The following is a 23,526-nucleotide window of genomic DNA, read 5'->3' as shown; positions in this document are numbered from 1 at the left end:
ATGTTGTTCAACTGTTTTGCTACCGTAGCCCGTGGTCTAGAAGAGCTGGCTGCCCAAGAACTTGAGCTACTGGGCGCTGAAGGGGTAGAGCCTGGATTTTGTGGGGTAGCTTTTCGGTGCGATCGCAAACGTCTCTACAGCATTAATCTATGGACCCGATTATCCTTTCGGATTTTGGTCACCGTTGCCCATGTGCCCTGCCGCGACAGTGATGCCCTTTATCGCGGCATCCAACGTATCGATTGGGAGCAGTACCTATCACCTGCCCAAACCTTGGCCGTAAAAGCCACCGGTAAAAACGATCGTCTGAACCATAGCCACTTCACGGCACTACAGGTAAAAAACGCCATCGTCGATCAGCAGCAGGACCGCCATGGAGAGCGTTCCGATGTGGATACTGAAATTCCTGACGTGCAGATCAATGTTCACATCAAAGATAATAAAGCAACTGTTAGTTTAGATAGTTCTGGCAGTAGTCTCCATCGCCGTGGCTACCGACCTGCCATGGGTACAGCACCTCTAAAAGAGTCTCTTGCAGCTGCTCTCGTGCAGTTAACAGAATGGTCTGGTAATGTAGCATTTCTTGACCCCATGTGTGGTTCGGGGACATTGCCCATTGAGGCGACGTTACAGGCCATGGGGATTGCGCCGGGGTTGTTTCGTGATCAGACAAGCCAGGGGTTTGGGTTTCAAACCTGGCCTGATTATGATCAGCCGCTCTGGCAGAGGGTGGTGGTGGATGCAAAGAAACGGCGGAAGACAGAACTGGGGGTACCCGTAGTGGGATGCGATCGCGACCTGGATATTCTCACCGATGCTCGCACCAATGCTGACTATAGCGGTGTGGCTGACCATATTGAATTTAACTACACTGACTTTGCCGATATTGAAGCGCCTGCCGACAGCGGTATCCTGATCTGCAATCCCCCCTATGGAGAACGTCTGGGCCAAGCTGAAAATCTGGCCCCATTTTATAAACTCATGGGGGATATTCTCAAACAGCGTTTTAAGGGTTGGACCGCTTATATTCTCAGTGGCAATAAAGCACTAACCAAGTGTATTGGTCTCAGAACAGCCCGAAAAATCCCCATCTATAACGGTTCTATTCCCTGTCAGTTTTTGAAATACGAAATGTATTAAAAGACGCTGTACCAAACGGTGCATGTGAAAGCGGTCCGACCAGATCGCGATCATCTAGAAAATCAATTTCCCCGAGTGGAAGGCTACCGGGTAGAGCTGCCAGATACTCGACTAACCGCTACGTTCAGTCCGAACTCAGTGCTGGAGCTAATCCCTGACATGGTAGGCCCTTCAGTCACTCGTAATGAAGGCATTCGGTGAAGGAGCGGACTTGACTGTAAAGCACCTGGACGATATCAGAGAGTCTACGGTTTTATTCCATCTGACAAAGCATCTGATTTACCACCAGTACCGTGACCCTGGTGAGGAGCCCAAATTACATTTGTTGGGTCAGCTTAAGCGAATTACTCGCCAGTGGATGAAAGGTTACTTAAAGCTGACAGGCAACACCCGAACAGCCCAGCTGATGTATCAAGATATTGCGAATAAGGTTTGTGAGTTAATTAAACGAGCCATTAAGATGGGCATTTGCGGAGTTTACAGAAGTTTTTGAAATTGAGGCGGATTTTAGTCGTTTGATCGAGACTAAGTTTGGGCGTTTGATTAAGACGACGCTAAAGCAGGTGACCGATGTAGGAGGAATTAAGCTATGACCGTTGCAACTGTGGCTAAAACCTATACGGCTGAAGAATATCTGGCCCTAGAAGTCGACGCGGATACGCGCAGTGAATTTCGTGATGGGGAAATTGTTGAAATGACAGGGGGCACACCGGAGCATAACGAAATTACTGGCATGTTCATTTTTTTGCTCAAGGCTAGTTTGCGTAAACAGCCCTACAGTATCTTTGTGACCGATCAGCGACTGTGGATACCGGCGCTGAAACTCTACACCTATCCGGATGTGATGGTTGTCCCCAAGCCACTAGAACTACATCCTGGTCGCAAGGATACGGTGATGAACCCTATTTTGATTGCGGAGACGCTCTCAAAATCTACTCAAAATTATGATCGGGGTGACAAGTTTGAAGCCTATCGCACTATCGAAAGTTTTGAGGAATATGTGCTGATCGATCAGTATCGGCCCCAGGTGGATCACTATGTCAAGCAGTCGGCAAACCAATGGTTATTGACTAAGTATCGAGGGTTAGAGGCTAGCTTTCGGTTGGAATCTGTTGGCGTGGAGATAGCCCTGGCGGAACTTTATGAGGCGGTGGAATTTGATGAACAATAATGCAGTCCGCCACCGACAGTCTCTAATCCCTCCCTTTTTAAGGGGGACTTTGAGTTAGCAAACACTCTCAACTAGGAGAAAAACAAGGCGAAAACAAACCTCCACAACAAAAACCTCTCCTTTATGGCGAAGTTCCCGATGATGACTTACTCGCCTATGGCGTCCCCACCGACTGGCTAGATGACGTCCGCCTCGCGATCAGTTACTCATTACAGGTGTTGATCCAACATCAGAATTCCTAGATGACCTAGATGCATAGTGTCCTTTATGAGCCAAAATATTAAGGATTTTCGTTATTTGCAAAGCTCATGAAATACAAAATTTATGAATGTATCGGGTTGGGAACGCCGCCAGCTGTTAGCTTGCTCCATTGCCCTTAAAATTCGATGTTTCCATTGACTGCCAAAGTTTTTAGCGTGATAGAGCCAGCCTGATTTTTTCATCACACATTTTTGATGCACAGGGAGCCAGCATCGATGTCTTGAAGGGTGGGGTTTGTTTAGCTTTACCTTGATGGCTTCGTAGTTTGGATGTCTGCCATGAATAATTTTGACCGACTGATTTAGGGTGAAGAAGAACGGTGTTCTCGCATTCCAGGCATGGGAAAGAACATAGATTTTAGAGGTTGATTTTAACCAGGCCTCCATGAAGGATGTTTGGTCGTTTTCTTTGCCCAGGGTTGATTGCTCTAACTTTGTCTGGTAAGTCTTCAGCCAATGGCTAAATAAATCGTCATTACGCTCATTCTTTGTATAAAGAATCACTCCGGTATTGTACAGATCCGAAGCTTTTAAGCGCTGTAGGGATTGGGGAGATTTGGCTCGATTTACATCTGTTGGATCTTGTGCGATCGCAACATCAAAAAAATCTAACAGATCAAATATATGGCTAATATTTTCACAAATATAGGTATCACTATCGATAAACAGAGTTTCAGTGTAGGGAGACGAATGGTAGAGATGCTGAACTTTGTACAACAATCCATGATTGTAGGTTTCAGTGGTGGTGGGCCGTACAATCACCTGATCAAAGGCATCACTCTCAATCGGCTGGTCTGTCACCAAGGCAATCTGAGCATTTTCATCGACATGCCTTAAACTTCGGGCGGAACCTATGGCTTCGCGAACAAATCGCTCACCCGCTGCTACGTACAAATACCCTTTCATCAATTCCAATTCCCTAGAGATGTTGTCAAACTAAAAATATCCACAAAGTAGTGGGCCTCGGCACATCACAGTTTACCCTCAGCAGAAGGCCGTAGTTTCTCCACGGTTCCATAGGCATAGGTCAAGCATGGGGTTGGGGACAATTCTAAGACGTTAAACAGCTTATTTGCATTTGACAAAAGAGTACACTGACCTACTGACTACTGACCTTCGATGCCCTTTAACATACGGTCGCCCCAATATAATGGAGGAGGTTGACGGTTATTCCCATGACATTTTGGACTACCTGGCAAGACTACAAGAATACTCAGAAAGAAGTCGAATTGCCTACCAACACCGCAGCTCACATTCCAGTAAAGATTCGCTATGTGGATGTGGGCACCGATCAAACCGGCACCATTCTGTTGATGCATGGGATTCCCACGTGGGGCTATCTTTACCATGAGGTGATTCCACCTTTGGTCGAGGCTGGCTATCGAGTGATCGCTCCCGATTTTTTAGGCCATGGGTGGTCAGATAGACGCGATCGCTTTGACCGCTCATTTCAAGATCAGGCCAGAATGATCCTTGAATTATTAAAAATACTGGCACTGTCTCAAGTCCATGTCGTTGGTCACGATACGGGGGGAGCCGTTGCGCTAATTCTGGCGATCGAACATCCCCAGGTAGTCAACCAACTGGTGATTAGCAACTCCGTCTGCTATGACCGTTTTGATGACGACATGCTCGATTTTGGTCATCCGCTGCGATGGAAACCACGCCCCATTGACGACTTAATCGCTGCGCTAGAAGAAAGTCTGGCCATGGGCCTTTCTCACCCTGACCGATTAACCGCTGACTTTAGAGAAGGCATCATTGCCCCTTGGGCTAGCCCAGAGGGAAAACTTAGTCTGCTGCGCAATGCCTCAGCCTTGAATGCTAATCAGACGATGGCCCTTGTTGATCGTCACGAAAACATTGCCGCACCGACCATGCTTCTTTGGGGAATGGATGACCCCTGGCAAAAAGCAGAGGATGGTCAGCAGTTAGCAACAGAGATTCCAGGTGCCGTCTTTAAACCGATCGAAAATGCATCCCATTGGATACAGCAGGATGCTCCCGAAGAATTCACCTCAGCCCTACTAAAATTTCTGTGGTAAAGGTCATACTGTCGCATTTTATTTTTGGATCTGGGATACGGGGGATTACCGTCGGACTATACAAACAATATCTTTACAAAAGTTTACAAATATTGCTCATGTTAAGCAATATTTTTGTTGTTAAAGTAGTGACTATTACTTTAAACAAAGGTCATGTTGTTTAAAGTGAGGTACCAGGCTCAATAGTTACACCTGTCACTCGACAGGTGTGGATTGTTAGAGTACTATCCCCAAATGGTGTGAGACGTTTTGTGATCGCAGCAAAGGTAGAAACATTTTGTTCGATCAATCGATCAGATTATTGTTTTTCAGTTATTGCAAAGTTAGTTGTCAAAATCCATCAATACCCAATCCATACATTTTGACTTAGGGTTAACCCATTGGTAGTCAACGGTTCTACCATATCCTTCCCCTAGTCAGCGTGCAAAAACCACCTCACTGAAATTGCTTGTTCCATGTCTTCTTAACGCAGAAAACCGCTGACCTATGTTTTCTTGCTCGCAAGACTGGACCAGCAACTGAGAGAACATTATGAAAGTAATTCAAAAAAAGCGATTTAATCCAACCATTGCCCAATCGTCCTGCCAAGGAAAACCACCATTAAACTACTCTCAGGCAAGCGAACAGATTCAATGTTGTTACATCAACAGCACCACACAATTTCAGATTGTTCGGGTGGCAAATGTCTCTAGTAATTTTCTCGAACGAATGGTCATGCCTCAGACCAGGCTTATCTTTGAAGCCGATCGAAATGATCACTTAGAAATTCATACGGGCTCTCCGATTAGCTCAATTTTGTCTGACAAGATTCCTTGTCACCGTCTAGCATATCAAGGGGACCACAACCGATGAAGATATTTCCGAATACCCGGTTGCTCAAATTTTTACGGGAAGAGCTTGCTGTTCCAGAGAAATCTATCGCATCAGCGTTACAACAAAGCGATCAAGATACCAGTCTCTTTCCCATAGTCCTATGGCAGTATGGGTTGATTAGCCTGGAGCAGCTTGATCAAACCTTTGATCTGCTGGCCTCTACCTATGGCGCTGGTAATAGGGCCCAGTTTTAGGAACGTTTTCTGGGTGATATTGCGGGTCGTCCTGCATTAGGTGTACTCATGCATCTAATGCAGATGGCTGGTGGCTAGTCGACGTACACTTGTGGATGAGTCGATGGGTGGATGCAATCGCTGCTAAATTTTTGCCATTGGGTGCTTGGCTCTTTAATGTTGTTTTCTTAAGCAACAGTCGTCTTACTAGCTTTTTTAGTAACTAATCGCTTAAAGCGCCAGATATAGATCGCAGCAGCCGTGATACTACCCAAGTAATAGCCGCTCCATAGACCCACACCACCAAAGCCGACAATAAAGCCCAACATATAGCCGCTCAGTAAGCCGACGCCTAAAAACGCAGCGATACCGACTATTGCTGGAATATGAGTATCTTGAAGACCATAGAGCGCACCTAATGTGGTCTTTTGCACGGCGTCAAAGATATGACCAATGGCCACTACGATGAGCATCGGCACCGCTAGTTGTAGAACTTCTCTGTTCTCAGGCTCGCTAACGTCTATGTAGAGTCCGATGATCGGTTCGCGAAAGATTATTAAGGCACTGGCCACTAAGACTGCTGTCACAAAGATAATGCCAATGCTAGTGCGCTCTGCTCGCTCAGTTCCCTTTAGATCGCGGCGACCAAACCACTGACCGACCCGGGCAGTTGTTGCAAATGACATACCCAGCGGAATCATGAAAACCATCAGCCCCGTCTGCAGCGCAATCTGATGGGCGGCTAAAACATCCGTACCTAGAATTCCCATCAGGTAAGTTATTGCTAGAACTAGACCATACTCAAAGAAAATAGAGACACCAATGGGTGCCCCAACCACGAGCAGCACTTTCAACAGATCTATTCTCAGGCGATACCATTTTTGAAATAAACGGTAGGCTTTTAGTTCTGGATGCTTGAGTAAATAGATGATCAGCGCAGCGAACATGCCCCACCAGGAGAGCGCACTCGCTAGGGCTAATCCTGCTAGCTCCATCCGTGGAAAGCCGAACTTACCAAAGCCTAGAACATAGTTGGCCATAATGTTGAAGAGTGTCCCGCCGATCACGATCACCATAATCATGCGAGCTTGGGACAGTCCGGATACTACGCCTCTGAGCATCGCAAAACCAACGGCAGGAAACAGACCCCACAAAATAAAGTCGAGGTAGCTACTCGCTAAGGTGACTGTCTCTGGTGTTTGCCTTAGCCATAGCATAAGGGTGTTGGCCTGGGAGAGTGCCCACATCGCTAAAACCGATACGCCTACTGTCAACCAAAGCCCCTGTCTCGTTACCTGCTCTATGCGAGCTTTGCAACCTGCACCATAGGCTTCAGCCACTAGCGGGCTTACCCCCATGACCACGCCGCTGAGTGTGTTGAGAACCACTTGGAAGGTGAAAGAGGCAAGGCCGCCCGCTGCTAAAACTTTCCATCCCAAATGGCCCATCATAACAGTATCGACGAAGCCAGTCGCAGCCTGGGCCATTTGGGCACTCACGAGGGGAATGGCCAGCTTGAATAGCGATCGCACTTCAGTTCGAACCGAAGAAGATAAAATAATAGCCACGATGTCTCTAAAGTTTGTATCTAAGTATGGTGTGTCTTTAAGATACGAACCTTAAAAAGACGGGTATATCAGCTCTTCGCGCTTTTTATCAGGTTCTTGCTATTGCTTGAGAAACCGCTTCGGTGTAGTGCCAACGTGACGTCTAAAGTGCTGTGTCAAGTGACTCTGGCTGGAGAACCCAACTGTCAGTGCAACGTCTGCGATGCTTAGCTTCCTTTGGAGTAACAGCCGCTTGGCTCGCTCAACGCGACACCTTAAAACGTACTGATAAGGGGAGCACCCCAAGGACTGCTTAAACAGTCTAGAGAAATGGTGCATGCTCATACCGACCATTTGAGACAGCTCGCCGAGAGAGAGATCTGTCGCTAGGTTTGTATAAATATAGTCGACCGCGAGCTGCAGCTTGTGTTTGGGCAACCCATCTGAATAGTCTTGGATCACTGGCAGTTGTGATGAGTATGTCTTGATCAAGTGAATGGCCAGTACTGAGGATATGGACTCAGCTAACAGGCGAGTCTTGTTAGCTTCTATTGCTGATGTATCAACGTGCCTACTTTCTAGTTCCGTCTTGAGCGAGAGACCAAGCTGTTGAATTAGCGGATCTCGGATATTAGGTTGAGGCAGAATTTCTAAACGATCTGCATCAAGCGATTCATGGGCAATTTGCGAAAATAGTGTAGGGGTGAGGTAAATCTCAACATATTCTGCATCTGCGTTCCAAGTCTCTTTGAGTGAGTGAGTTGTTGGATAGATGCTAACGCTACCATAGGTTTGAAATTCGTTAGTAGCGAGTCCGTTTTTCCAGGTCTGCTGTAGGGTCAGTGGCTGACCGAGATGGATGCTGATCAAACACTGCTTTGGCCGATACTCTGGCGTCTCGTGAGGTGGTTGACAATAGTAGCCAAGATGAATTCCTTGCCAAGATAAGTCTTTGCTAGAAAGCAGGGGTTTATCAGGATAGACATCAAGTACAGATGTCTCTTGAGTAAAGTCAATGGCTAGCGTTCGGCGGTCAGTCACAGGATCTAGCGGGTTACAAGATTCATGATGCCCTACAGGATACAGCGATTTAGCGTCTAATACCTAGACTTAAAGAGGTAGTCTCACGTTAACAGGTCTTCAGGTTAGGAGTTGTTAAGAAACAATTTTATGGTTTGAAGAGTTTAACCTTTCCCCTAACTTTGCCGTAACCCATACCACGCCAATATCTCTAAGGTAATCGACATCTTAGGAAAACTAGCCATAATCAAACGATGAGCTTAATTTTCAACAAGTCCTTACCTATTATCCATATAGTACGCTTGAGCTTACAATAACCCGCTTTGCTAATCTCAATTTTCCCCTTCCAAGAGAATCAACCGCAGAGGGTCTAAATGAACTGTCCAGGGCATGGGCTGATCTTTAAGCACCGCCCATTTTTCTTTAAATACTTCAGCCTGTAAATGATAATCTTGCTTCCCTGTTGAAGGATGATGGAGTTTTAAGTATAGGGTCATCCGATGGGGAGTTTCACTGGTGGCAGCCAGCCAGCAGGGGAACGTGTTGGCATGGGGTGTGGGGCTGTCTACAGGTTCTCTGCCAAATCCCTGGGCAAGAAAATCGATTTGGTGAGCGCGGATACCAATTTGGGTGAGATTTGCAGACAGCGGTTCAACGGTTTCGAGAATACACTGCCAGTGACGGGCTTCAACATGATGTGTGCCGTGGGCAATGGCGGGTGAGAAGTTTTTGCAGCCTGTGAGCTGAGCGACACCAACGGTGCGCGGCTGCTCAAAAATGAGATGTTTGGGGCCATGGGCAATGGCATTTCCTCCATTTAATACCAGCAGCCGATGACACATGCGATAGGCTTCTTCTAAATTATGGGTCACCAGTAGGGTAATGCCGCGATAGCTCTGTAGTCGGTCGATGAGCTGATGTTCAATCTGGTCACGTAGATGGGTGTCGAGGGCAGAAAAGGGTTCATCCAGCAGGAGGACTTCAGGTTGACTGGCCAGGGCACGGGCTAGGGCCACTCGCTGCTGTTGTCCACCTGATAGTTCATGGGGATAGCGGTTTGCCAATGTCCCTAGATGAACGGCTGCTAGCTGCTGGGCAACAACTGTTTGAATTTGATCCGGTGGCAGCTTGCGATGTAGACCAAAGGCCACATTTTGCCCAATGGTCAGGTGGGGAAACAGGGCATAGTTTTGGAATAGAATACCGATTTTGCGATCGCAAATAGGTACATTAATGCCGTTTTCTGAATCAAACAATACCCGACCGTTTAACACAATTCGACCGGCATCAGGGGTCTCAATACCTGCAAGACAGCGCAAAATCAAACTTTTGCCCGCCCCCGATGGTCCCAATAGCCCTAACGGCTGATCGTCCGTTGTGAACGAAACATTGAGGGTAAAGTTTGGCAAGTGTTTTGTGAGGTTGACAGAAAGCGTTGGTGCATCGGCAGATGAATAGGTAGATGGATACATCAGCGGACTGGGAGATGTCCGATCTGTTGTCTTCCCTGTATCGTCTACTTCGTTACTTTTGAGCTTTACACTCTCTTCTCTCTTTTTTCCTTTTTTACTTAGCCCTGGCTGCCATTGATTGACTAACACCAACGCCCCTAATGCCACAATCAAGATCACTCCGGTCCAAATCGCCGCTTCATAAAAGTCTCCCCCCTCAACCGCAAAATAGATGGCCATGGGTAGGGTTTGGGTTCGCCCTGGAATGTTGCCCGCCAGCATCAGTGTGGCCCCAAATTCTCCGAGCGCGCGGGCAAAGGCGAGGGTGGCCCCGGCAATCAGCCCCGGCAGTGCCAGGGGTAGAGTGATGCGCCAAAACACAGTTAGCTCCGAAGCACCCAGGGTGCGAGCCGCCTGTTGTAGATTACTATCAATTTGCTCAAACGCCCCCAACGTTGTTTTATACATCAGGGGTAGCGCCACCACCGTTGCGGTTATAATCGCCGCATACCAGGTAAAAACAACGCTAATGCCAGCATTGGTCAACAGCATCCCCAGTGGACCCCTTTTGCCCAGCAATATGAGTAGTAAAAACCCGAGCACAGTGGGCGGTAGCACCATGGGCGCTAGTAAAATGCTGTCTAGCAAGGCGCGACCGCGACCGCGATAGTGGTGCATAAAGTTGGCCGCAGCAATGCCCACAAAAAATGTGACAGCAGTGGCAATCGTCGCAATGCGCAACGATATCCAAAGGGGAGAGAGATCCAGCATGGGATTGTTATAAACGAATTGCGTTAAAGCCAAACTCTGTAAACATTGTCTGAGCGGTCTCGGTTGTTAAAAAGTCAATAAACCGTTGGGCGGCGGCAGGCTGAGTGCTATTGCTGACAATGGCAATTGGATACACAATCGGCAGATGAAATTCTTCGGGTACCGTGGCTAATACTTGAACCTGACGGGATAGCGCAGCATCGGTGGCGTACACAATGCCGAGTTCAACATTGCCGCTTTCCACAGCTGCTAAAACATTGCGGACACTGTTGCTAAAGACAAACTTAGATTGCAATGTGTCTAACAGCTCTAGCTGTTGAAATGCCTGCTGCGCATATTGACCCGCTGGCACACTGCGAAATTCTCCGACGGCAATGCTGTTTATATCCGTGGTCTTAAGCTCAGCGATATCGGTAATGTCTAGGGCTGAGTCAATGGCAGTCACTAAGGCTAAACGATTGGCTACCAATTCTTGACGAGAATCAGGCAAAATTAGCCCTTTATCTGAAAGCGCATCCATTTGTTGAGAGGCGGCGGCAAAAAAGATATCAGCCGGAGCCCCCTGTTCTATTTGGCGCTGAAGTGCTCCTGAGGAGGCAAAATTGTAGTCTATGGCGATATCGGGATGGGCTTCAGTAAATGGGGCTATAATCTTTTCTAGGGCATCTTGTAAACTGGCCGCAGCAGAGACCGTAAGGGTTATGGTGCTACCAGAGCCGACGGTTTGATCTTCACGACTACAGCCCACGGCAACTGACCCAGAGACTAGACCCGTGAGAAAGAGGGTGAGACATTTACGGCGTTGCATGGGGAGGGCGCTGGGTTATGGGAATAAGAACGTGGACTACGGTCATTATTAAGGGCTTGTTAAAAATTAAGCTCATAGTTTAATTATGATCGTTTTGTCTAACAAAGAATGGAATGATGTCTCCTTTTAGAATTTTGTCGCAGCGCGCAAAATTCTAAATCACCTCGCCGGATACTCAACTATGCGATTAGGGATATCGCTGATGTTTTTCCGTTGGGTTCTAGGGCGGCGGAACGCCCTAGCCATGGGGGTGTGGGGAACTCGGCGGGACCCCACGCAGCCGGTTTTGCTAAGTGCCGACCCTCCCACAATACATCGATTAAGCATGGGTCAACCGCGATAGGGGTTGCTCAGGGCTTTCCTCCCTGAAACCCTCCTGTTCGTGGGGGCCTCAACTCCCCCACCCCCCCCGAAAGGGGGATGTCGCTCATTACCAAGATTCAGGTTTGGCAGGAGTTACGGCAAGGTCAGGGTAAATGTTGTTGTGTCCAATGTTTATCAAAACTCAACGCCCTGAGCTAAGCCTAAGACTCAGCTCAGGTTCAGGCTTAGCTCAGGCTCAAAGTCTCTTATGCCTGGGGTTGGGTCTGTGGATAGAGACCTAGCTGGTGAGCCAACTCACGGGCAATAAAAACGAGAAACTTAGCGGCATCAGGATTGTCTTGGTGGGCAAAATAGCTGGCAGTCTGCATTAGAGCCTGTACAAATCCGGCATCTAACAGGTCAGGGTCAGCATTAAGAATCTCGGGTTCTTCTCCGTTAGGGCAGGTGAGCAGTCGGTCAATTAATCCCAAGTACATTGCCTGACGCGGCTCGGGTGGATTGGGTGGAGTGTTCATAGGTTCTCTGGTTTAGGCAACAGGAGTAGGGGCTTGGTACGCGGCTGACAGACTGTCAGGTATCAGGGCCGGGTAGGCCGGAGCGAGCTCTTTAAATAAAACAGTACTTAGATACCGTTCGCCAAAGCTGGGTTGAATGATGACAATGAGCTTGTCTTTATTTTCAGGACGCTGTCCGACTTGAACAGCTGCAGCCAGGGCAGCACCGGCAGAAATTCCAGACAGTAGCCCTTCTTCTCGAGCAAGACGGCGGCTAAAGTCAATAGCGGCTGCATCGGTGACGGTGACAGTCTCGTCGATTAAATCAACCCGCAGCACCGGGGGGATAAACCCAGCGCCAATGCCTTGAATTTTGTGGGGACCGGCACTGCCACCCGATAGTACAGGACTGTTAGTCGGTTCTACGGCAATGGCTCGAAAACTCTCTTTTTTAAGTTTTAGTGCCTGGGCAACACCGGTAATTGTGCCGCCGGTACCAACACCGGCCACTACCATATCCACCTGGCCATCGGTATCATTCCAGATTTCTTCCGCTGTGGTTTCGCGATGGATTTGTGGGTTGGCTGGATTTTCAAACTGTTGGGGCATAAAGGCATTGGGCAGCTGAGCCGTAATCTCCTGGGCCTTTGCGATCGCACCGTTCATGCCCTGACTACCCGGCGTTAACACCAGCTCTGCCCCATAGGCGTTGAGCATGGCCCGACGCTCCAGGCTCATGGTATCTGGCATTGTTAGGATGAGGCGATAGCCCTTGGCCGCAGCCACCATGGCCAGGGCAATGCCAGTGTTGCCGGAGGTGGGCTCTACTAGAACAGTCCGATCAGGTGCGATCGCACCTGATACCTCAGCCGCATGGATCATATTGGCACCAATGCGGTCTTTAACCGATGCTGCCGGATTCATGCCCTCTAGCTTCAGTAAAATCTTGGCAACACAGCCCTCGGCTTGAGGAATTCGATTCAGCTGTACCAGGGGGGTTTGGCCAATCAGCTGGGTTACATCTTTAGCAACCTTCATAAGGGGGGTCTCCTATTCGTTGGGACAATCCCTTGATAATAGTCTCTTATAGGCTACATCAGTGTTGGTGAAACAACTGTACACCTCTAACTTTTTTCAGAAAACCCTATCGTTTGCGGGCAACAATATTGTACAAATGCCAGTGCTTTTCCTCACCCAGTGCGGTTTTGCCAGGATGTTCCTCTTCATCTAAAAGCTCCACATTGAAATAACTTAGCAATTCTTCAATCTGGGGGCGCGTGTGAAAATTTATATCGCCATAGATGGTCCAAGAGTCGCGATCGCCAAACAAATGTCCGCAAAATCGACCGCCTGGTCTTAATGCCATGACAATTTCTTCCCAAAGCGTTGGGAAACAGTCTGGTTTACACATGGGTAAACAAAAGCTAGCGTTGATCAAATCCACGTCCGGTGGTAGCGTTAGCTCTTCAAATTGCTGTACGCGAGTTTCTAAATACGTTCGATTAATATCCGAACGCCGCCGTAGTCGAATAATCGCTTCAGATTCTCCGTCAATGGCAATCACTCGCCAATTCTGTCGCAGCAGTTCCACCGTGTCACGCCCGTCACCACAGCCTAAATCCACCGCAGTCCTACGCGCATTAGCCAACGGCTCAGCCGAGAAACGTTCAAGGGCCGTTAACAATGTTTCACGGGGAGGGCGACCGGCAACGGCCTGATAATAATCGGCCCATCTACGGTGAAACTGGGTTGAATTAGTGGTGGCTGATGGCCCAGGGTTTATGGGCCATCGATTCAAAAAGTCAGACATGATCATAGGTGTGCCCACGGGAGCATCAGTTAAGCAGCCAAGACTGGAAAGTCAGCTTTTAATAATTCTAGCCAATCGGCAATTCGTTGTTCTGTTTTATCGCTCTCATTGATTTCATCGAGGGGCAAGCCAACAAACTGACCGTCTCGAATGGCAGTGGACTTCTCAAATGAGTAGCCTTCAGTAGAAACAGCCCCCACCAGCTTTGCTCCCAAGGCCTTAAACTGATCATAGAGAATTCCTAGGGCACCTACAAAGTGCTTACTGTGGCCTTCACAATCACCTGGGCCAAAGAGCGCAATAGTTTTTCCAGAGAAGTTGGGCTTGTCGACTTCCATATCAAACAGGGGTTCACGCCAATCGTTTTGCACTTCTCCAGCCCCCCATGTAGAGCAGCCGAGCAGCAGGTAATCATATTTCAGCAGGTCATCCACATCATCAAAGTCTTCTTCCATATTGTACAAATCGCAGATATCTTCGCCAATTTCTTCCTGAAGTTTTTCTGCAATTTCTTCGGTGGTACCCGAGGTACTACCATAAAAGATGCCAATCTTTGTCATGGTTTCAACTCCTAAAATTTGCAAAGTATTTAAAATAAACTAGACCAAAGTCAGGTATCAGACCTCTTAGGAGACTTTTGTCCGTACGTAAACCGACTGAATCATAGCCTGGGTCAGCGGTACTGTACCCTGGCGAGTGCGAACCACAAATCGGGGAGAGCGCTGCTCTAAACTTAAGGAGGTGCCCGGAGACAATCCTGATTTTCTGAGCTGGTCGGCAACGGCTGGGTTAATGCCCCTAATCCGGGAAATAACGCCACGTTCACCAACTTTTAATGCCTTAAGAGAAGCCCCAGATACAGTAAACCTAGTAAACATGGCCAATCTCTAGTCTCCTAAATAAGTTAATCGTCAGCTAACCGTTACTAAACTAAATACGCCTCCATGTGGGTTTTAATCGTGCAGTCCGAACGGGGATAAGCAACACAAAGTAAAACAAAGCCTTTATCGATTTGTTCATCCTCTAAAAACGACTGGTCTTCTTGATCAATTTCGCCTTCGACAATTTTCCCGACACAGCTAGAACAGGCTCCGGACTTGCAGGAAAACGGTAGCTCAATATCGTTCTCCTCTGCTGCATCTAGAATATATGTATCGTCATCGACAGGAATTGTAATATCAATTTTGCGCTTTTTGTTGATGAGGTGAACCTGATACGTTGTCATAACAAGTCTCCTTAATAAGTGAGGGTGAGAATTGGATAAGATGAGAGGTAGATGCGAGAAAAATCAATTGTCCTTCTCTGCTTTTCTAGGAACAGGGAGTCCCAGCGGGGCCACAGTCTGCCGCTTGGAAGGACTTACCGCAGCCACAGGTATCAGTAGCATTGGGGTTGGTGAACTTAAAGCCGCTTTCCAATAAACTGTCAATGTAGTCCACCACCACCCCATCTAATAGGGGAGCACTTTTCGGATCAACAAAAACTTTGAGGCTGCCTGATTCTGTAATCTCATCATCAGGATTTGGAGCATCAGCTATTTTAATAGCGTATTCGTAGCCATTACAGCCGCCGTCTTTCACCGCCAGACGAACACCTCGCGTGGGGGTATAGTCAGGAGTGCCACGAACAAACGTACGAAGACGAAGTTCGGCGAGTTCGGTAAGGGTAACAGTCATGGTGGTGAGTAAAAGTGAGTGGACAGGTCTAGCTGAAATTACGATTTTGAGCACCCATGGGGGGCGTCAGCAGCAAAACTAGAAGAATTAAACTTTTTAAGAGAATCGGGGCAATGGCTAAACCGACTACGAGACAAGCTACAGCAACAAGACTAGCGATAAACCGAATAGCTTCGTCAGAGACAAACTTTAGGAGCTGCCAGAAGATGAAAGTAAGGCCCAAAAAGATGAGAGCAGTCCAGGGCATGGTTCAAGATAACAAGTTCAACAGGATGAAATGGGAGTAGCCGTAAGTGAATCAGCTACCTGCGTCATCTGGCCACAGGTAGGGCAGTTGGGATCGTGATAAGAGCGACGTTTAGCAAATTCGGCACGGGCCAAATCCATAGTTAGCAATTGCCCTAGCAAAGGTTCGCCCAAGCCAGTGATCAGTTTAATTGCCTCCAGTGCGGCCAGACAAGCAAGGGTCCCTGACACCGCGCCCAATACTCCAAACCCCCAGCGATCCCAGTCTGGCTTTTCAGGGAAGAGACAGGTAAGACAGGGTGTGTGTCCCGGCACGATGGTGGTGAGATAGGCTTCCATGCTGTTCATGGCAGCTTCCACCATGGGCTTTTGCCATCGCACACAGGCACTATTGAGCAAGTCTCGTTCTTTAAAATCAAAAGCGCAGTCTAGGGCGATATCGGCTTGCTGGACGAGTACGCCAATGTTGTTGTCACTAACGTATTCGCACACAGCCTCAATCTCGATGTCAGGGTTGAGATTGTGCAATGTTTCCTGGGCTTTAAAGACACGAGGCTTACCTACCCAATCATCGGTCATGAGAATTTGTCGATTGAGATCGTCCCGTTGCAGGTTGCCACCGCGTACCAAGATCAGCTTACCAACTCCGGCTACGGCCAGATAGAGAGCGGCTGTTCCCCCCAAGCCACCCACCCCCGTAACCAGGGCCGTAGTGTTTTTTAGCTGGCGTTGTCCAGCTTCACCCAGCCCAGGCAACATCATTTGGCGGCGGTAGCGTTCGAGTTCGGTAGGGGAGAGGGAGAGGAGCATGGTGGCAGTGGGCGGTGGGCAGTGGACAGTGGGCAGTGGGGGAATGGGGGAATGGGGGAATGGGGGAATGGGCAGTGGGCAGTGGATTACTCCACAGTAATATCGGAGAGCATGACTACGTTCTTCGGTCTGTCTTGGAAGACTTTGAAGAGTTTTTGTTCCACGGAAGAGGAGGTTAAAAACAAATCGTAGGCGGTTTGCAGGGCCTGGCGATAGGCTTTCAGCTTTTGTTCTTCGGGTTGGGCTTTATCTTCGTCTTTGACAAGCTGGGCAAATTTCCGCAAGATATGCAAACGATTGACATTGACCACCTGCGGGTCATAGGCCAAGCCAAAAAACTGAAAATAGTCTTCAGCGTCTTTGAGCTGGTTAAACTGGGCTAAGGTACGAGTTAACGTTGTCATTGATCGGCCTCCAAGGTTTTGAGTTGCTCTTTGAGTTCACGCAATTGACAATAGATGTCATAGGTGCGAGCAGCAGCGGTGGGCAATTCTTCTAAATCAGTAGGTAAGCCTTCGGCAATGTCATGCAGGTCCATTTTCATCTGGCCCGCTTTGCTATTTAGCCTTCTGATTTGTTTTTTCAGATCGTCAAGGGTGGTCGGTGTCGTAGTTTCGGGCATGGGACAAACGAATGATAAAGGAAAGGTAGGGGAGAGCGGCCCCTACCCGGCTGCAGGCTTGACTAAAGGTTACAAACGGCGGGAAACCGCTGGGCTAGATCAATACCTTTTTGGACTAATTTTTCTCCTTCGGCGTTCATCTTTTCTAGGGTGTCAAAGCCGAAGCGTTGGGCATCTCGTAGGGTTTTGGACACTAGAATTAGGCGGCCAGAAAAGATCAGTGCCCAGCCGAAGCCTTCGTGGCTGAGGTCGACTACGACTTGAGAGAGCTGACCGGTTTCTTGCTCAATGCAGGCTGCGATCGCACGATAGAATGCCATAATCCGCGCCATGGTAATCGGATCAACGTCCCCTTCCACCGGAATTTTCCGACGCTTTTTCTTAGGAATGATATAGGGCTTCAGTAAAATCTCATCGGCCCAGTTCCGATAGGTGCCATAGGCATCGTTAGCACGAATCTGCTGAACAATTGCCTTGAGGAATAGGGAACTATCAATCACTAATGCGGCATCTAATTCAGTCGTTTTTGGGTCAGTGGCAGCAACAGGACTCATACAATTACTTCCTCTTCAATGGTTTCAAAGTCATCATCAAACGTTAAAGCAGGTTTGTTTTTACTCAAAGCCTTACGTAGCCATGGTGGCGGGCTATGCTTGAGAGATTGCACCAGACGGGCCAGTACATCCCCAATTTCATCGTTGCCAGAGCCGGTCTTGATCGGAGTAATATTTTTGCAAATCAGCCGGGCCGCAGCACTACCCCCAATCGCAGAAACATAGACAATGGTGCAGTTTTGCAAAGCTTTAACCTTGGGCTCTAGCTTATCTTCGTTACCGTCTTCCTTGAGATCACCCTCAAATTTCAGCGCTTCTAGAAAGGTGTAGCCAGTGGTATCCACCTCATAAACATCGATCTGTCGGGCCCAACCAAAGTGGGCATTGATGTGTAACGAATCTTGGGTAGCAAAGGCAATTCTCATCGTTAAATCTCCTTGTGCATACTTACACGTGACCTTCTCGCCAGGCATGAACCTGGGCATGGGCATCAGTTTCATCGACCTCCATAAAAATGTTGCCGATATCAAACAAAAGCTGAGTAGTGCCGTCATAACCGACGGTGTAGCGTTGACCGTTACCAAGCCGGTCAAATACTGGGAAGCCAAGGCGATAGAGGGGAATACCCAGGCGCTTTGACATCGCTTTGGCATTGGAGTTGGCAATTAACAGGTCTGCCCCCTGGGCGAGATCTTCAAAGTCTTCCAAATCGCCAATCGTAACCGTATCAGCTGGCAAGTTTTTGAGTAGTTTGGATGTAGTTGTCGTCACAGCCGCATGAATTTCAGCCCCCGTGGTTGTCAGCCACCAGGCAATCCTATGGAGCAGGTCAGGCTCCAGCGCCAGGGCCACTCGCTTACGACCAAAGAAAAAGTGGGTATCGAGGATAGCATCCTGTAACTGCCGACGCTGGTGACGGAATTTTTCAGGCACAGGGCGACCACTTAGCTCTGAAAGCTCTTGTAAAAAGCTATCCACAGCCCCCAGACCGGTGAGACTATTAAAGAGTCTGAACTCAGTACCAAAACGCTGTTGCAAAATTTCAGCAGCCAGCTTCATACTGTTGCCAATCGCCAGGGTGAATGAAGAATAGGCCAACGACTTCAGCTGATTAAGCGTGGTACCTCCATTGGTGAGACCGGAGTAACTATCGGCTAAATGGCCGTCAAGAGACTTAGACAGGTCAGGAACAAACACTGGATTGAGCCCAAAGGCCGTCACCATGTCTTTAACTGCCTGTACATCGCCAGGAGCTAGGGACGAACCGGCCAGGACCGTTACCTGGGAAGGCATACCAGGTACAGCGTAGGTATAGAATGAATCGCTACCCTGTTGTCGCAGTTCGTCTTGCCCACTATCCGGAATATCCCGTACCAGTGCCTCTACAGCGGCGGCATAGCCATCCTGTAACGCTCCTTTAAAGTCTGGCGTAGATGCAAATGCAATGGGCAGTGAGGACAGCTCGGGGTTACGCTGCCGGAATTCCTTTAAGATTCCCTGCATATCATCGCCTCGGGTTTCCGTCAGTCCGGTTGTACATAAGCCGATAATGGCTGGCTTGGTTTTCTCCAACAGCGTTAAGATTGCTGTCTCCACATTGCCTTCGCCGCCTAGAATTGTGGTGACCTCTGTCATAGCAGTCGTAGACATAGGGACCGCTTCTCGGAAATGGCGTACTAACATGACCTTGGCAAATGCGGTACATCCCTGAGAGCCATGGAAGAGCGGCATCATGCCTTTGATACCTAAGTAGGCCAGAGCTGCACCTAGAGGCTGGCTTTGCTTGAGGGGATTAACAGTGACGGATTTTCTACGGGAGAGAACTTTTGTGGAAGCCTGGGCAGGATGAGCCAGAGAGGCTCCAGCCCGATCCCAGGCTCCGCCGACGCTATCCCATGGGGCTTCACGTCGCACCTGTTCCCAAATGGGGCTATGCAGAGCTTCATCCAGCTCTTTTGCCATCTCAATCATCCCCAGATAGCCCGCATAGGGATGGTGGCGTTCCTGGTTAATATCAAGGAAGGGAATTCTCGCTTTTAGGGCCGTGTACTGATTACGACCACCGGCAATCAACATGTCAGCTTTAGTTTTGGCAACCACCCTCAGGAGTTCCTGAGCATTGCCTTTTTTCATCATGATGCCGTCTTTACCCAGGAGATTTTTGATCCGGGCCTTATCTTCTTCGGTGCTCTTTTTAGTACTCGTGGCCACGACATCAATGCCTAGATCCTTAGCAGCCGAGATAATCGACCAGCTTTTAACACCCCCTGTATAGAGAACAACTCGCTTACCTTTGAGGCGTTGACGATAGGGAGCCAGAGCAATGTCCAGTTTACTGGTCTCTTCTTTTATTAAAGTCTCAACACGGGCCTGCAGGTCAGAGTCGCCTAGTTTAGCCGCGATCTCTCGCAGCAAACGATTCATATCTTCAATGCCATAAATTGACTCTTCGATGTAAGGAATCCCATAGCGTTCCTCCATCGTATGGGCCATATTGATCAAGGCTTTAGAACAAATCATCACGTTGAGTTTGGCCCGGTGGGCACAGGCCACTTCGTTATATCGGGCATCACCGGTAATCTTAGCCAGCACTCGAATTCCTAGCTTTTCCAACAGCGGTAACAGGCCCCACATTTCTCCGGCAATGTTATACTCGCCGATTAAATTTATGTCATAGGGTGTGGTATATTCAGGTTCCCGAGTACCGACAACATGCTCTAGCAGTGCTTCACCCCCAATCCGGTTACCAAGATTCTTACTACCCACAAAGCCAGGAGAACTGACCGGCACGACAGGAATGTCAAAATTTTTGCTAGCCGCCTGACAGACAGCATCCAGGTCATCGCCAATCAGCGCTGTCACACAGGTGAGATAAACAAAGATTGCGGCGGGGCTGTAGCGTTCTTTAACGTCATGAATTGCCTTGTAGAGCTTATTTTCACCACCAAAGATAATGTCGTTTTCACTCAGATCAGTGGTGAATCCCATTTGGTAGATCCTGGGACCAGAGGAAAGACTGCCACGACTACCCCAGGAATTACCTGAACAAGCAATGGGTCCATGGACCAAATGGGCCACATCGGTGATCGGCACCAGGGCAATACTGGCCCCGTCAAAGGCACATCCTCCTTGGGCAGCACCAGGCTGTGCCTGCTGTTGACAGGCTTTTTTCTGGCCCTTACCATCTTTCTTATGGTTGTGCTCACAGCCAGGCTGGGTCAGGAGTTCATTGATTTTGCCAGAGGTCATTTTCATGGCGATAAAGAAGGAGGAGGTTACAGTGTTTTGGTATCCCTTAGCGAATATAGGTGGAGATATTTTCGCCACAGGTATCCATCAGGTAGGTCAATGCTCGTAGCCGCAGATCGACAATTTCCTCGTAAACTGGGTTAAGTCTACAGAGGGCCGGGATATGAATGGTGTACCCAAAAAGAGAAATATCTCGTTCAAACGGACAATGACTGGGAATGACTCGACAAATTAAATGGGCAGTCCGGGAATTGGTGACCTGAATCTGATTAATCCAGCGACGTAGTGGGCCAAGGAGACTGGTGCGTTGAGGCGTTTGCTCCAGGACGGGGGTGGGTTTTTGGGGGTGAGAGGTGAGGATAGCCATTGGTTCTTACCAATCTGGTTGTTCAATCAGGGGCGGGCGCTCTTCTGCTAGATCGAGTTCTTTTTTAAGACAGCCGACGACATAGTTGGTTTCTAGAAAATGCACAGAATAAATATAAGCCCGTTGTAAATAGGTGCCGATGCCAACGATATAGCCGATATCGCCTTTTTTAGCGAGATGAAAACCGATATCTTTGCCAGGAAAGGTGCCGTCGTTGCGGATAAGCTTGCGAACACGGACGCGATCGCCCATGTCGAAGTAGGGGGGGGAGTCGATTTCGATTTCTTCGCTGAGTTTCATGGGGAGGGGAGGGGGGGAGTAGGGGCTGGTCTTGTGCCTGCCCTTGGTCAGAGGGAAGAGGGAGGAGGGAAGAGGGAGGAGGGAAGAGGGGGTAGCGGGTGAGGGGTTGTGGGCTCACCCATCGACTCATCCACTCCTTCTGTCTTCCCATCCACCCATTCGCCTTTAACGAATCAGATCAAAGGAGATATCCGTCTTGGCGGGCACATTGGTCTTGTGGTCCAGGTCATCTAGAACCGTGTTGATGATCCAGTTGAACTGGTTGATGGCACCCTGGTAGCCAAGGGTGGCATAGCGGTGCATGTGGTGACGATCAAAGATGGGATAGCCGATGCGCACTAGGGGAGTGCCGGTGTCGCGCCACAGGTACTTGCCGTAGGAGTTGCCGATCAGCAGGTCAACGGGCTCGGTGAACATTAGCGATCGCAAGTGCCACAGGTCCTTCTTACCCCAGATAGTTGCCTCCTGGCCGTAGGGACTGTTGGTCAGCACCTCACGCAGTTCCGCCTCAAAATCATTGTTGGAGTTGGTAACCACGATATGCTTAGGCTCAGCTCCCATTTCCAACAGAAACTGGGTAATGCCAAATACATGGTCCGGATCGCCGTAGAGAGCAATGCTCTTACCGTGAATCCAGGCTTGAGAGTCGGTGAGGGCATCCACAGCGCGACCCCGCTCCTGCTGCAGTTCCAGGGGAATGGCTTTGCCCGTAATCGCAGAAAGGGCCATCAGGAATTCATCAGTGCCCTTGATACCAAAAGGACGGAAGTTATAGGTTTTTTGACCCCATGCTTCGGCAAGGTATTCCTGAGTCTTGGGGGTGGTGTATTTCTGGAAGAAGAACGTACCCTCAGCATTGAGAGAGTCTGCTGTCTCTTCTAACGTAGTTAACCCGTTATACATCTTAAACTCACCCGTATTCGGGGAATCAAAGGTGTCCGAATTATCCGAGAGAATGGTGTAGTCGATGCCAAACAGGCCCAAAATCCGCTTCAGTTCACGGATGTTGCCAATATAGGGATCAAAGCCCAGGTTAAAGTTAAATTTACCGTTACTGGTCTCGGTCTTCTCTTTACCGGCGGTTAAGTTGGCCAATATGCTCTTAAGCATATTGTCATAGCCAGTAATATGAGAGCCCACGAAGCTAGGAGTATGGGCATAGGGTACCGGCAATTCCTCTGGAATATAGCCCTCTTGCTTAGCGGTGGTGATAAACGCCCCCAAGTCATCGCCGATTACCTCTGCCATACAGGTGGTACAGAGGGCAATCATTTTGGGCTTATAGAGTTCGAAAGAATTCTGTAAACCCTGCTTCAGGTTGTTCAGCCCTCCAAATACTGCTGCATCTTCTGTCATAGAAGACGACACGGCCTGGAAGGGTTCCTTATAGTTACGGGTGAGGTGGGTGCGGAAGTAAGCCACACAGCCTTGGGACCCATGGCTATAGGGTAATGTCCCTTCAAAACCAGATGCTACAAAGAGTGCACCCAAGGGCTGACACGCTTTAGCCGGGTTAATGGTGAGAGCTTCGCGCTCAAAGTTCTTTTCACGATAGTCCCAGGTCTTGGTCCATTCAGCTACCTCAGCCACTTTTTCACGGCTGTGGGCACCTTCAAATTGGCGCTTATATTCAAAAATGTCCTGGTAGGTATCTTCTTGAAATAGATCAAAATGGTCTTTAATTTTGCCGGGGTCTGGAGCGGTTTCCGGCACTTGGGGCGTATTGTTCTCAGTCATGGTGGTCTCCTTCTTGGAGAGTGGATGGGTGGATGAGAGTAGGAGGGGTAGTAGATGAAAAACAGGGTAGATGGGTGA

The 23,526-nt window shown here is 48.8% G+C and carries 28 protein-coding genes and 1 pseudogene; 7 read left to right on the top strand and 22 right to left on the bottom strand.

Annotated features, from left to right (window positions below; genetic code table 11):
* From U2F10_RS11030 to U2F10_RS11020, 3 genes and pseudogenes are all read left to right on the top strand, one after another.
* Positions 1-1,140 carry a THUMP domain-containing class I SAM-dependent RNA methyltransferase gene (locus tag U2F10_RS11030; RefSeq protein WP_250564892.1) on the top strand — a complete coding sequence of 380 codons (1,140 nt, stop codon included), beginning with the start codon at positions 1-3 and terminating at the stop codon, positions 1,138-1,140.
* A gap of 12 nt (positions 1,141-1,152) precedes the next feature.
* A pseudogene (locus U2F10_RS11025) lies at positions 1,153-1,615 on the top strand (restriction endonuclease); the annotation flags it as partial.
* A gap of 114 nt (positions 1,616-1,729) precedes the next feature.
* A complete protein-coding gene (locus U2F10_RS11020; RefSeq protein WP_499056594.1) occupies positions 1,730-2,311 on the top strand; it encodes a Uma2 family endonuclease in 582 nt (193 codons plus the stop codon).
* 293 nt (positions 2,312-2,604) lie between these two features.
* Here U2F10_RS11020 and U2F10_RS11015 read toward each other — a convergent pair whose 3' ends face one another.
* The gene (locus U2F10_RS11015) at positions 2,605-3,477 is read right to left on the bottom strand and encodes a hypothetical protein (RefSeq protein ID WP_499872042.1); all 873 of its coding nucleotides are present in this window, start codon (positions 3,475-3,477) and stop codon (positions 2,605-2,607) included.
* Positions 3,478-3,746: 269 nt separating this feature from the next.
* Here U2F10_RS11015 and U2F10_RS11010 point away from each other — a divergent pair, with 269 nt between their 5' ends.
* The 3 genes from U2F10_RS11010 (at position 3,747) to U2F10_RS11000 (ending at position 5,683) form a co-directional block, all read left to right on the top strand.
* Positions 3,747-4,616: an alpha/beta fold hydrolase gene (locus U2F10_RS11010; RefSeq protein WP_163697176.1), complete on the top strand. Its 870-nt coding sequence runs from the start codon at positions 3,747-3,749 to the stop codon at positions 4,614-4,616.
* A 531-nt stretch (positions 4,617-5,147) separates the two neighbouring features.
* Positions 5,148-5,468, top strand: a complete 321-nt coding sequence (locus tag U2F10_RS11005) for a DUF1830 domain-containing protein (protein ID WP_163663168.1) — start codon at positions 5,148-5,150, stop codon at positions 5,466-5,468.
* On the top strand, positions 5,465-5,683 hold the full coding sequence (locus tag U2F10_RS11000) for a DUF2949 domain-containing protein (protein WP_163663170.1): 219 nt from the start codon (positions 5,465-5,467) through the stop codon (positions 5,681-5,683). Before U2F10_RS11005 ends, U2F10_RS11000 begins: the two co-directional genes overlap by 4 nt.
* 167 nt (positions 5,684-5,850) lie before the next feature.
* On the opposite strand, the gene U2F10_RS10995 is transcribed toward U2F10_RS11000, so the two are convergent.
* The 4 genes from U2F10_RS10995 to modA all read right to left on the bottom strand — a co-directional run bounded on the left by U2F10_RS10995 (position 5,851) and on the right by modA (position 11,259).
* On the bottom strand, positions 5,851-7,230 hold the full coding sequence (locus tag U2F10_RS10995; protein WP_499872041.1) for an MATE family efflux transporter: 1,380 nt from the start codon (positions 7,228-7,230) through the stop codon (positions 5,851-5,853).
* A gap of 99 nt (positions 7,231-7,329) precedes the next feature.
* A complete protein-coding gene (locus U2F10_RS10990) occupies positions 7,330-8,250 on the bottom strand; it encodes a helix-turn-helix domain-containing protein (RefSeq protein ID WP_499872039.1) in 921 nt (306 codons plus the stop codon).
* Positions 8,251-8,561: 311 nt separating this feature from the next.
* Complete coding sequence (modB, locus tag U2F10_RS10985; RefSeq protein WP_499056599.1) at positions 8,562-10,451, bottom strand: molybdate ABC transporter permease subunit; 1,890 nt, start codon at positions 10,449-10,451, stop codon at positions 8,562-8,564.
* Positions 10,452-10,458: 7 nt separating this feature from the next.
* Complete coding sequence (modA, locus tag U2F10_RS10980; RefSeq protein WP_499872037.1) at positions 10,459-11,259, bottom strand: molybdate ABC transporter substrate-binding protein; 801 nt, start codon at positions 11,257-11,259, stop codon at positions 10,459-10,461.
* Between the two features lie 181 nt (positions 11,260-11,440).
* On the opposite strand from modA, the gene U2F10_RS10975 reads away from it, so the two are divergent.
* Complete coding sequence (locus U2F10_RS10975; RefSeq protein WP_499056602.1) at positions 11,441-11,602, top strand: hypothetical protein; 162 nt, start codon at positions 11,441-11,443, stop codon at positions 11,600-11,602.
* Between the two features lie 226 nt (positions 11,603-11,828).
* Here the strand turns inward: U2F10_RS10975 and U2F10_RS10970 are convergent, their stop codons facing one another.
* From U2F10_RS10970 to nifK, 17 genes are all read right to left on the bottom strand, one after another.
* Positions 11,829-12,098 carry a hypothetical protein gene (locus tag U2F10_RS10970; RefSeq protein WP_458789485.1) on the bottom strand — a complete coding sequence of 90 codons (270 nt, stop codon included), beginning with the start codon at positions 12,096-12,098 and terminating at the stop codon, positions 11,829-11,831.
* Between the two features lie 12 nt (positions 12,099-12,110).
* Entirely contained in the window at positions 12,111-13,115 is a 1,005-nt protein-coding gene (gene cysK, locus U2F10_RS10965; protein ID WP_499056603.1) for a cysteine synthase A, read from the bottom strand.
* Positions 13,116-13,221: 106 nt separating this feature from the next.
* Positions 13,222-13,893 (bottom strand): class I SAM-dependent methyltransferase, encoded by a 672-nt coding sequence (locus U2F10_RS10960; RefSeq protein ID WP_458789497.1) that lies wholly within the window; start codon positions 13,891-13,893, stop codon positions 13,222-13,224.
* A 23-nt stretch (positions 13,894-13,916) separates the two neighbouring features.
* Complete coding sequence (locus U2F10_RS10955; RefSeq protein WP_006514499.1) at positions 13,917-14,447, bottom strand: flavodoxin; 531 nt, start codon at positions 14,445-14,447, stop codon at positions 13,917-13,919.
* Between the two features lie 66 nt (positions 14,448-14,513).
* Complete coding sequence (locus tag U2F10_RS10950; RefSeq protein ID WP_163697186.1) at positions 14,514-14,765, bottom strand: ferrous iron transport protein A; 252 nt, start codon at positions 14,763-14,765, stop codon at positions 14,514-14,516.
* Positions 14,766-14,812: 47 nt separating this feature from the next.
* Positions 14,813-15,112 carry a 2Fe-2S iron-sulfur cluster-binding protein gene (locus U2F10_RS10945; protein WP_006514497.1) on the bottom strand — a complete coding sequence of 100 codons (300 nt, stop codon included), beginning with the start codon at positions 15,110-15,112 and terminating at the stop codon, positions 14,813-14,815.
* A gap of 85 nt (positions 15,113-15,197) precedes the next feature.
* Positions 15,198-15,563: a HesB/IscA family protein gene (locus U2F10_RS10940; RefSeq protein WP_006514496.1), complete on the bottom strand. Its 366-nt coding sequence runs from the start codon at positions 15,561-15,563 to the stop codon at positions 15,198-15,200.
* 28 nt (positions 15,564-15,591) lie between these two features.
* On the bottom strand, positions 15,592-15,810 hold the full coding sequence (locus U2F10_RS10935; RefSeq protein WP_163659261.1) for a hypothetical protein: 219 nt from the start codon (positions 15,808-15,810) through the stop codon (positions 15,592-15,594).
* A gap of 17 nt (positions 15,811-15,827) precedes the next feature.
* The gene (locus U2F10_RS10930) at positions 15,828-16,619 is read right to left on the bottom strand and encodes a HesA/MoeB/ThiF family protein (protein WP_163697188.1); all 792 of its coding nucleotides are present in this window, start codon (positions 16,617-16,619) and stop codon (positions 15,828-15,830) included.
* 86 nt (positions 16,620-16,705) lie between these two features.
* Entirely contained in the window at positions 16,706-17,023 is a 318-nt protein-coding gene (nifW, locus tag U2F10_RS10925; protein WP_163659259.1) for a nitrogenase-stabilizing/protective protein NifW, read from the bottom strand.
* Complete coding sequence (locus tag U2F10_RS10920) at positions 17,020-17,241, bottom strand: CCE_0567 family metalloprotein (protein ID WP_163700763.1); 222 nt, start codon at positions 17,239-17,241, stop codon at positions 17,020-17,022. The genes nifW and U2F10_RS10920 overlap by 4 nt, the downstream gene beginning before the upstream one ends.
* 62 nt (positions 17,242-17,303) lie before the next feature.
* Positions 17,304-17,795 (bottom strand): NifX-associated nitrogen fixation protein, encoded by a 492-nt coding sequence (locus U2F10_RS10915; RefSeq protein ID WP_499872034.1) that lies wholly within the window; start codon positions 17,793-17,795, stop codon positions 17,304-17,306.
* On the bottom strand, positions 17,792-18,220 hold the full coding sequence (nifX, locus tag U2F10_RS10910) for a nitrogen fixation protein NifX (protein ID WP_163659257.1): 429 nt from the start codon (positions 18,218-18,220) through the stop codon (positions 17,792-17,794). The genes U2F10_RS10915 and nifX overlap by 4 nt, the downstream gene beginning before the upstream one ends.
* A gap of 22 nt (positions 18,221-18,242) precedes the next feature.
* Complete coding sequence (locus tag U2F10_RS10905) at positions 18,243-21,050, bottom strand: bifunctional nitrogenase iron-molybdenum cofactor biosynthesis protein NifEN (protein WP_499872032.1); 2,808 nt, start codon at positions 21,048-21,050, stop codon at positions 18,243-18,245.
* 40 nt (positions 21,051-21,090) lie between these two features.
* On the bottom strand, positions 21,091-21,411 hold the full coding sequence (locus U2F10_RS10900) for a Mo-dependent nitrogenase C-terminal domain-containing protein (protein WP_499872031.1): 321 nt from the start codon (positions 21,409-21,411) through the stop codon (positions 21,091-21,093).
* 6 nt (positions 21,412-21,417) lie between these two features.
* Positions 21,418-21,711, bottom strand: a complete 294-nt coding sequence (locus U2F10_RS10895; RefSeq protein ID WP_006514487.1) for a nitrogen fixation protein NifZ — start codon at positions 21,709-21,711, stop codon at positions 21,418-21,420.
* Positions 21,712-21,876: 165 nt separating this feature from the next.
* Positions 21,877-23,448 (bottom strand): nitrogenase molybdenum-iron protein subunit beta, encoded by a 1,572-nt coding sequence (nifK, locus tag U2F10_RS10890; protein WP_163659254.1) that lies wholly within the window; start codon positions 23,446-23,448, stop codon positions 21,877-21,879.
* Positions 23,449-23,526 lie beyond the last annotated feature (78 nt).

The sequence above is a fragment of the Leptothoe sp. EHU-05/26/07-4 genome (assembly GCF_043421015.1).
In the GTDB taxonomy this organism is placed as follows: Bacteria; Cyanobacteriota; Cyanobacteriia; order Phormidesmidales; family Phormidesmidaceae; genus Leptothoe; species Leptothoe turfae.
Note: the sequence above shows the minus strand (reverse complement) of the source record. Positions and strands in the feature narration are given on the sequence as shown.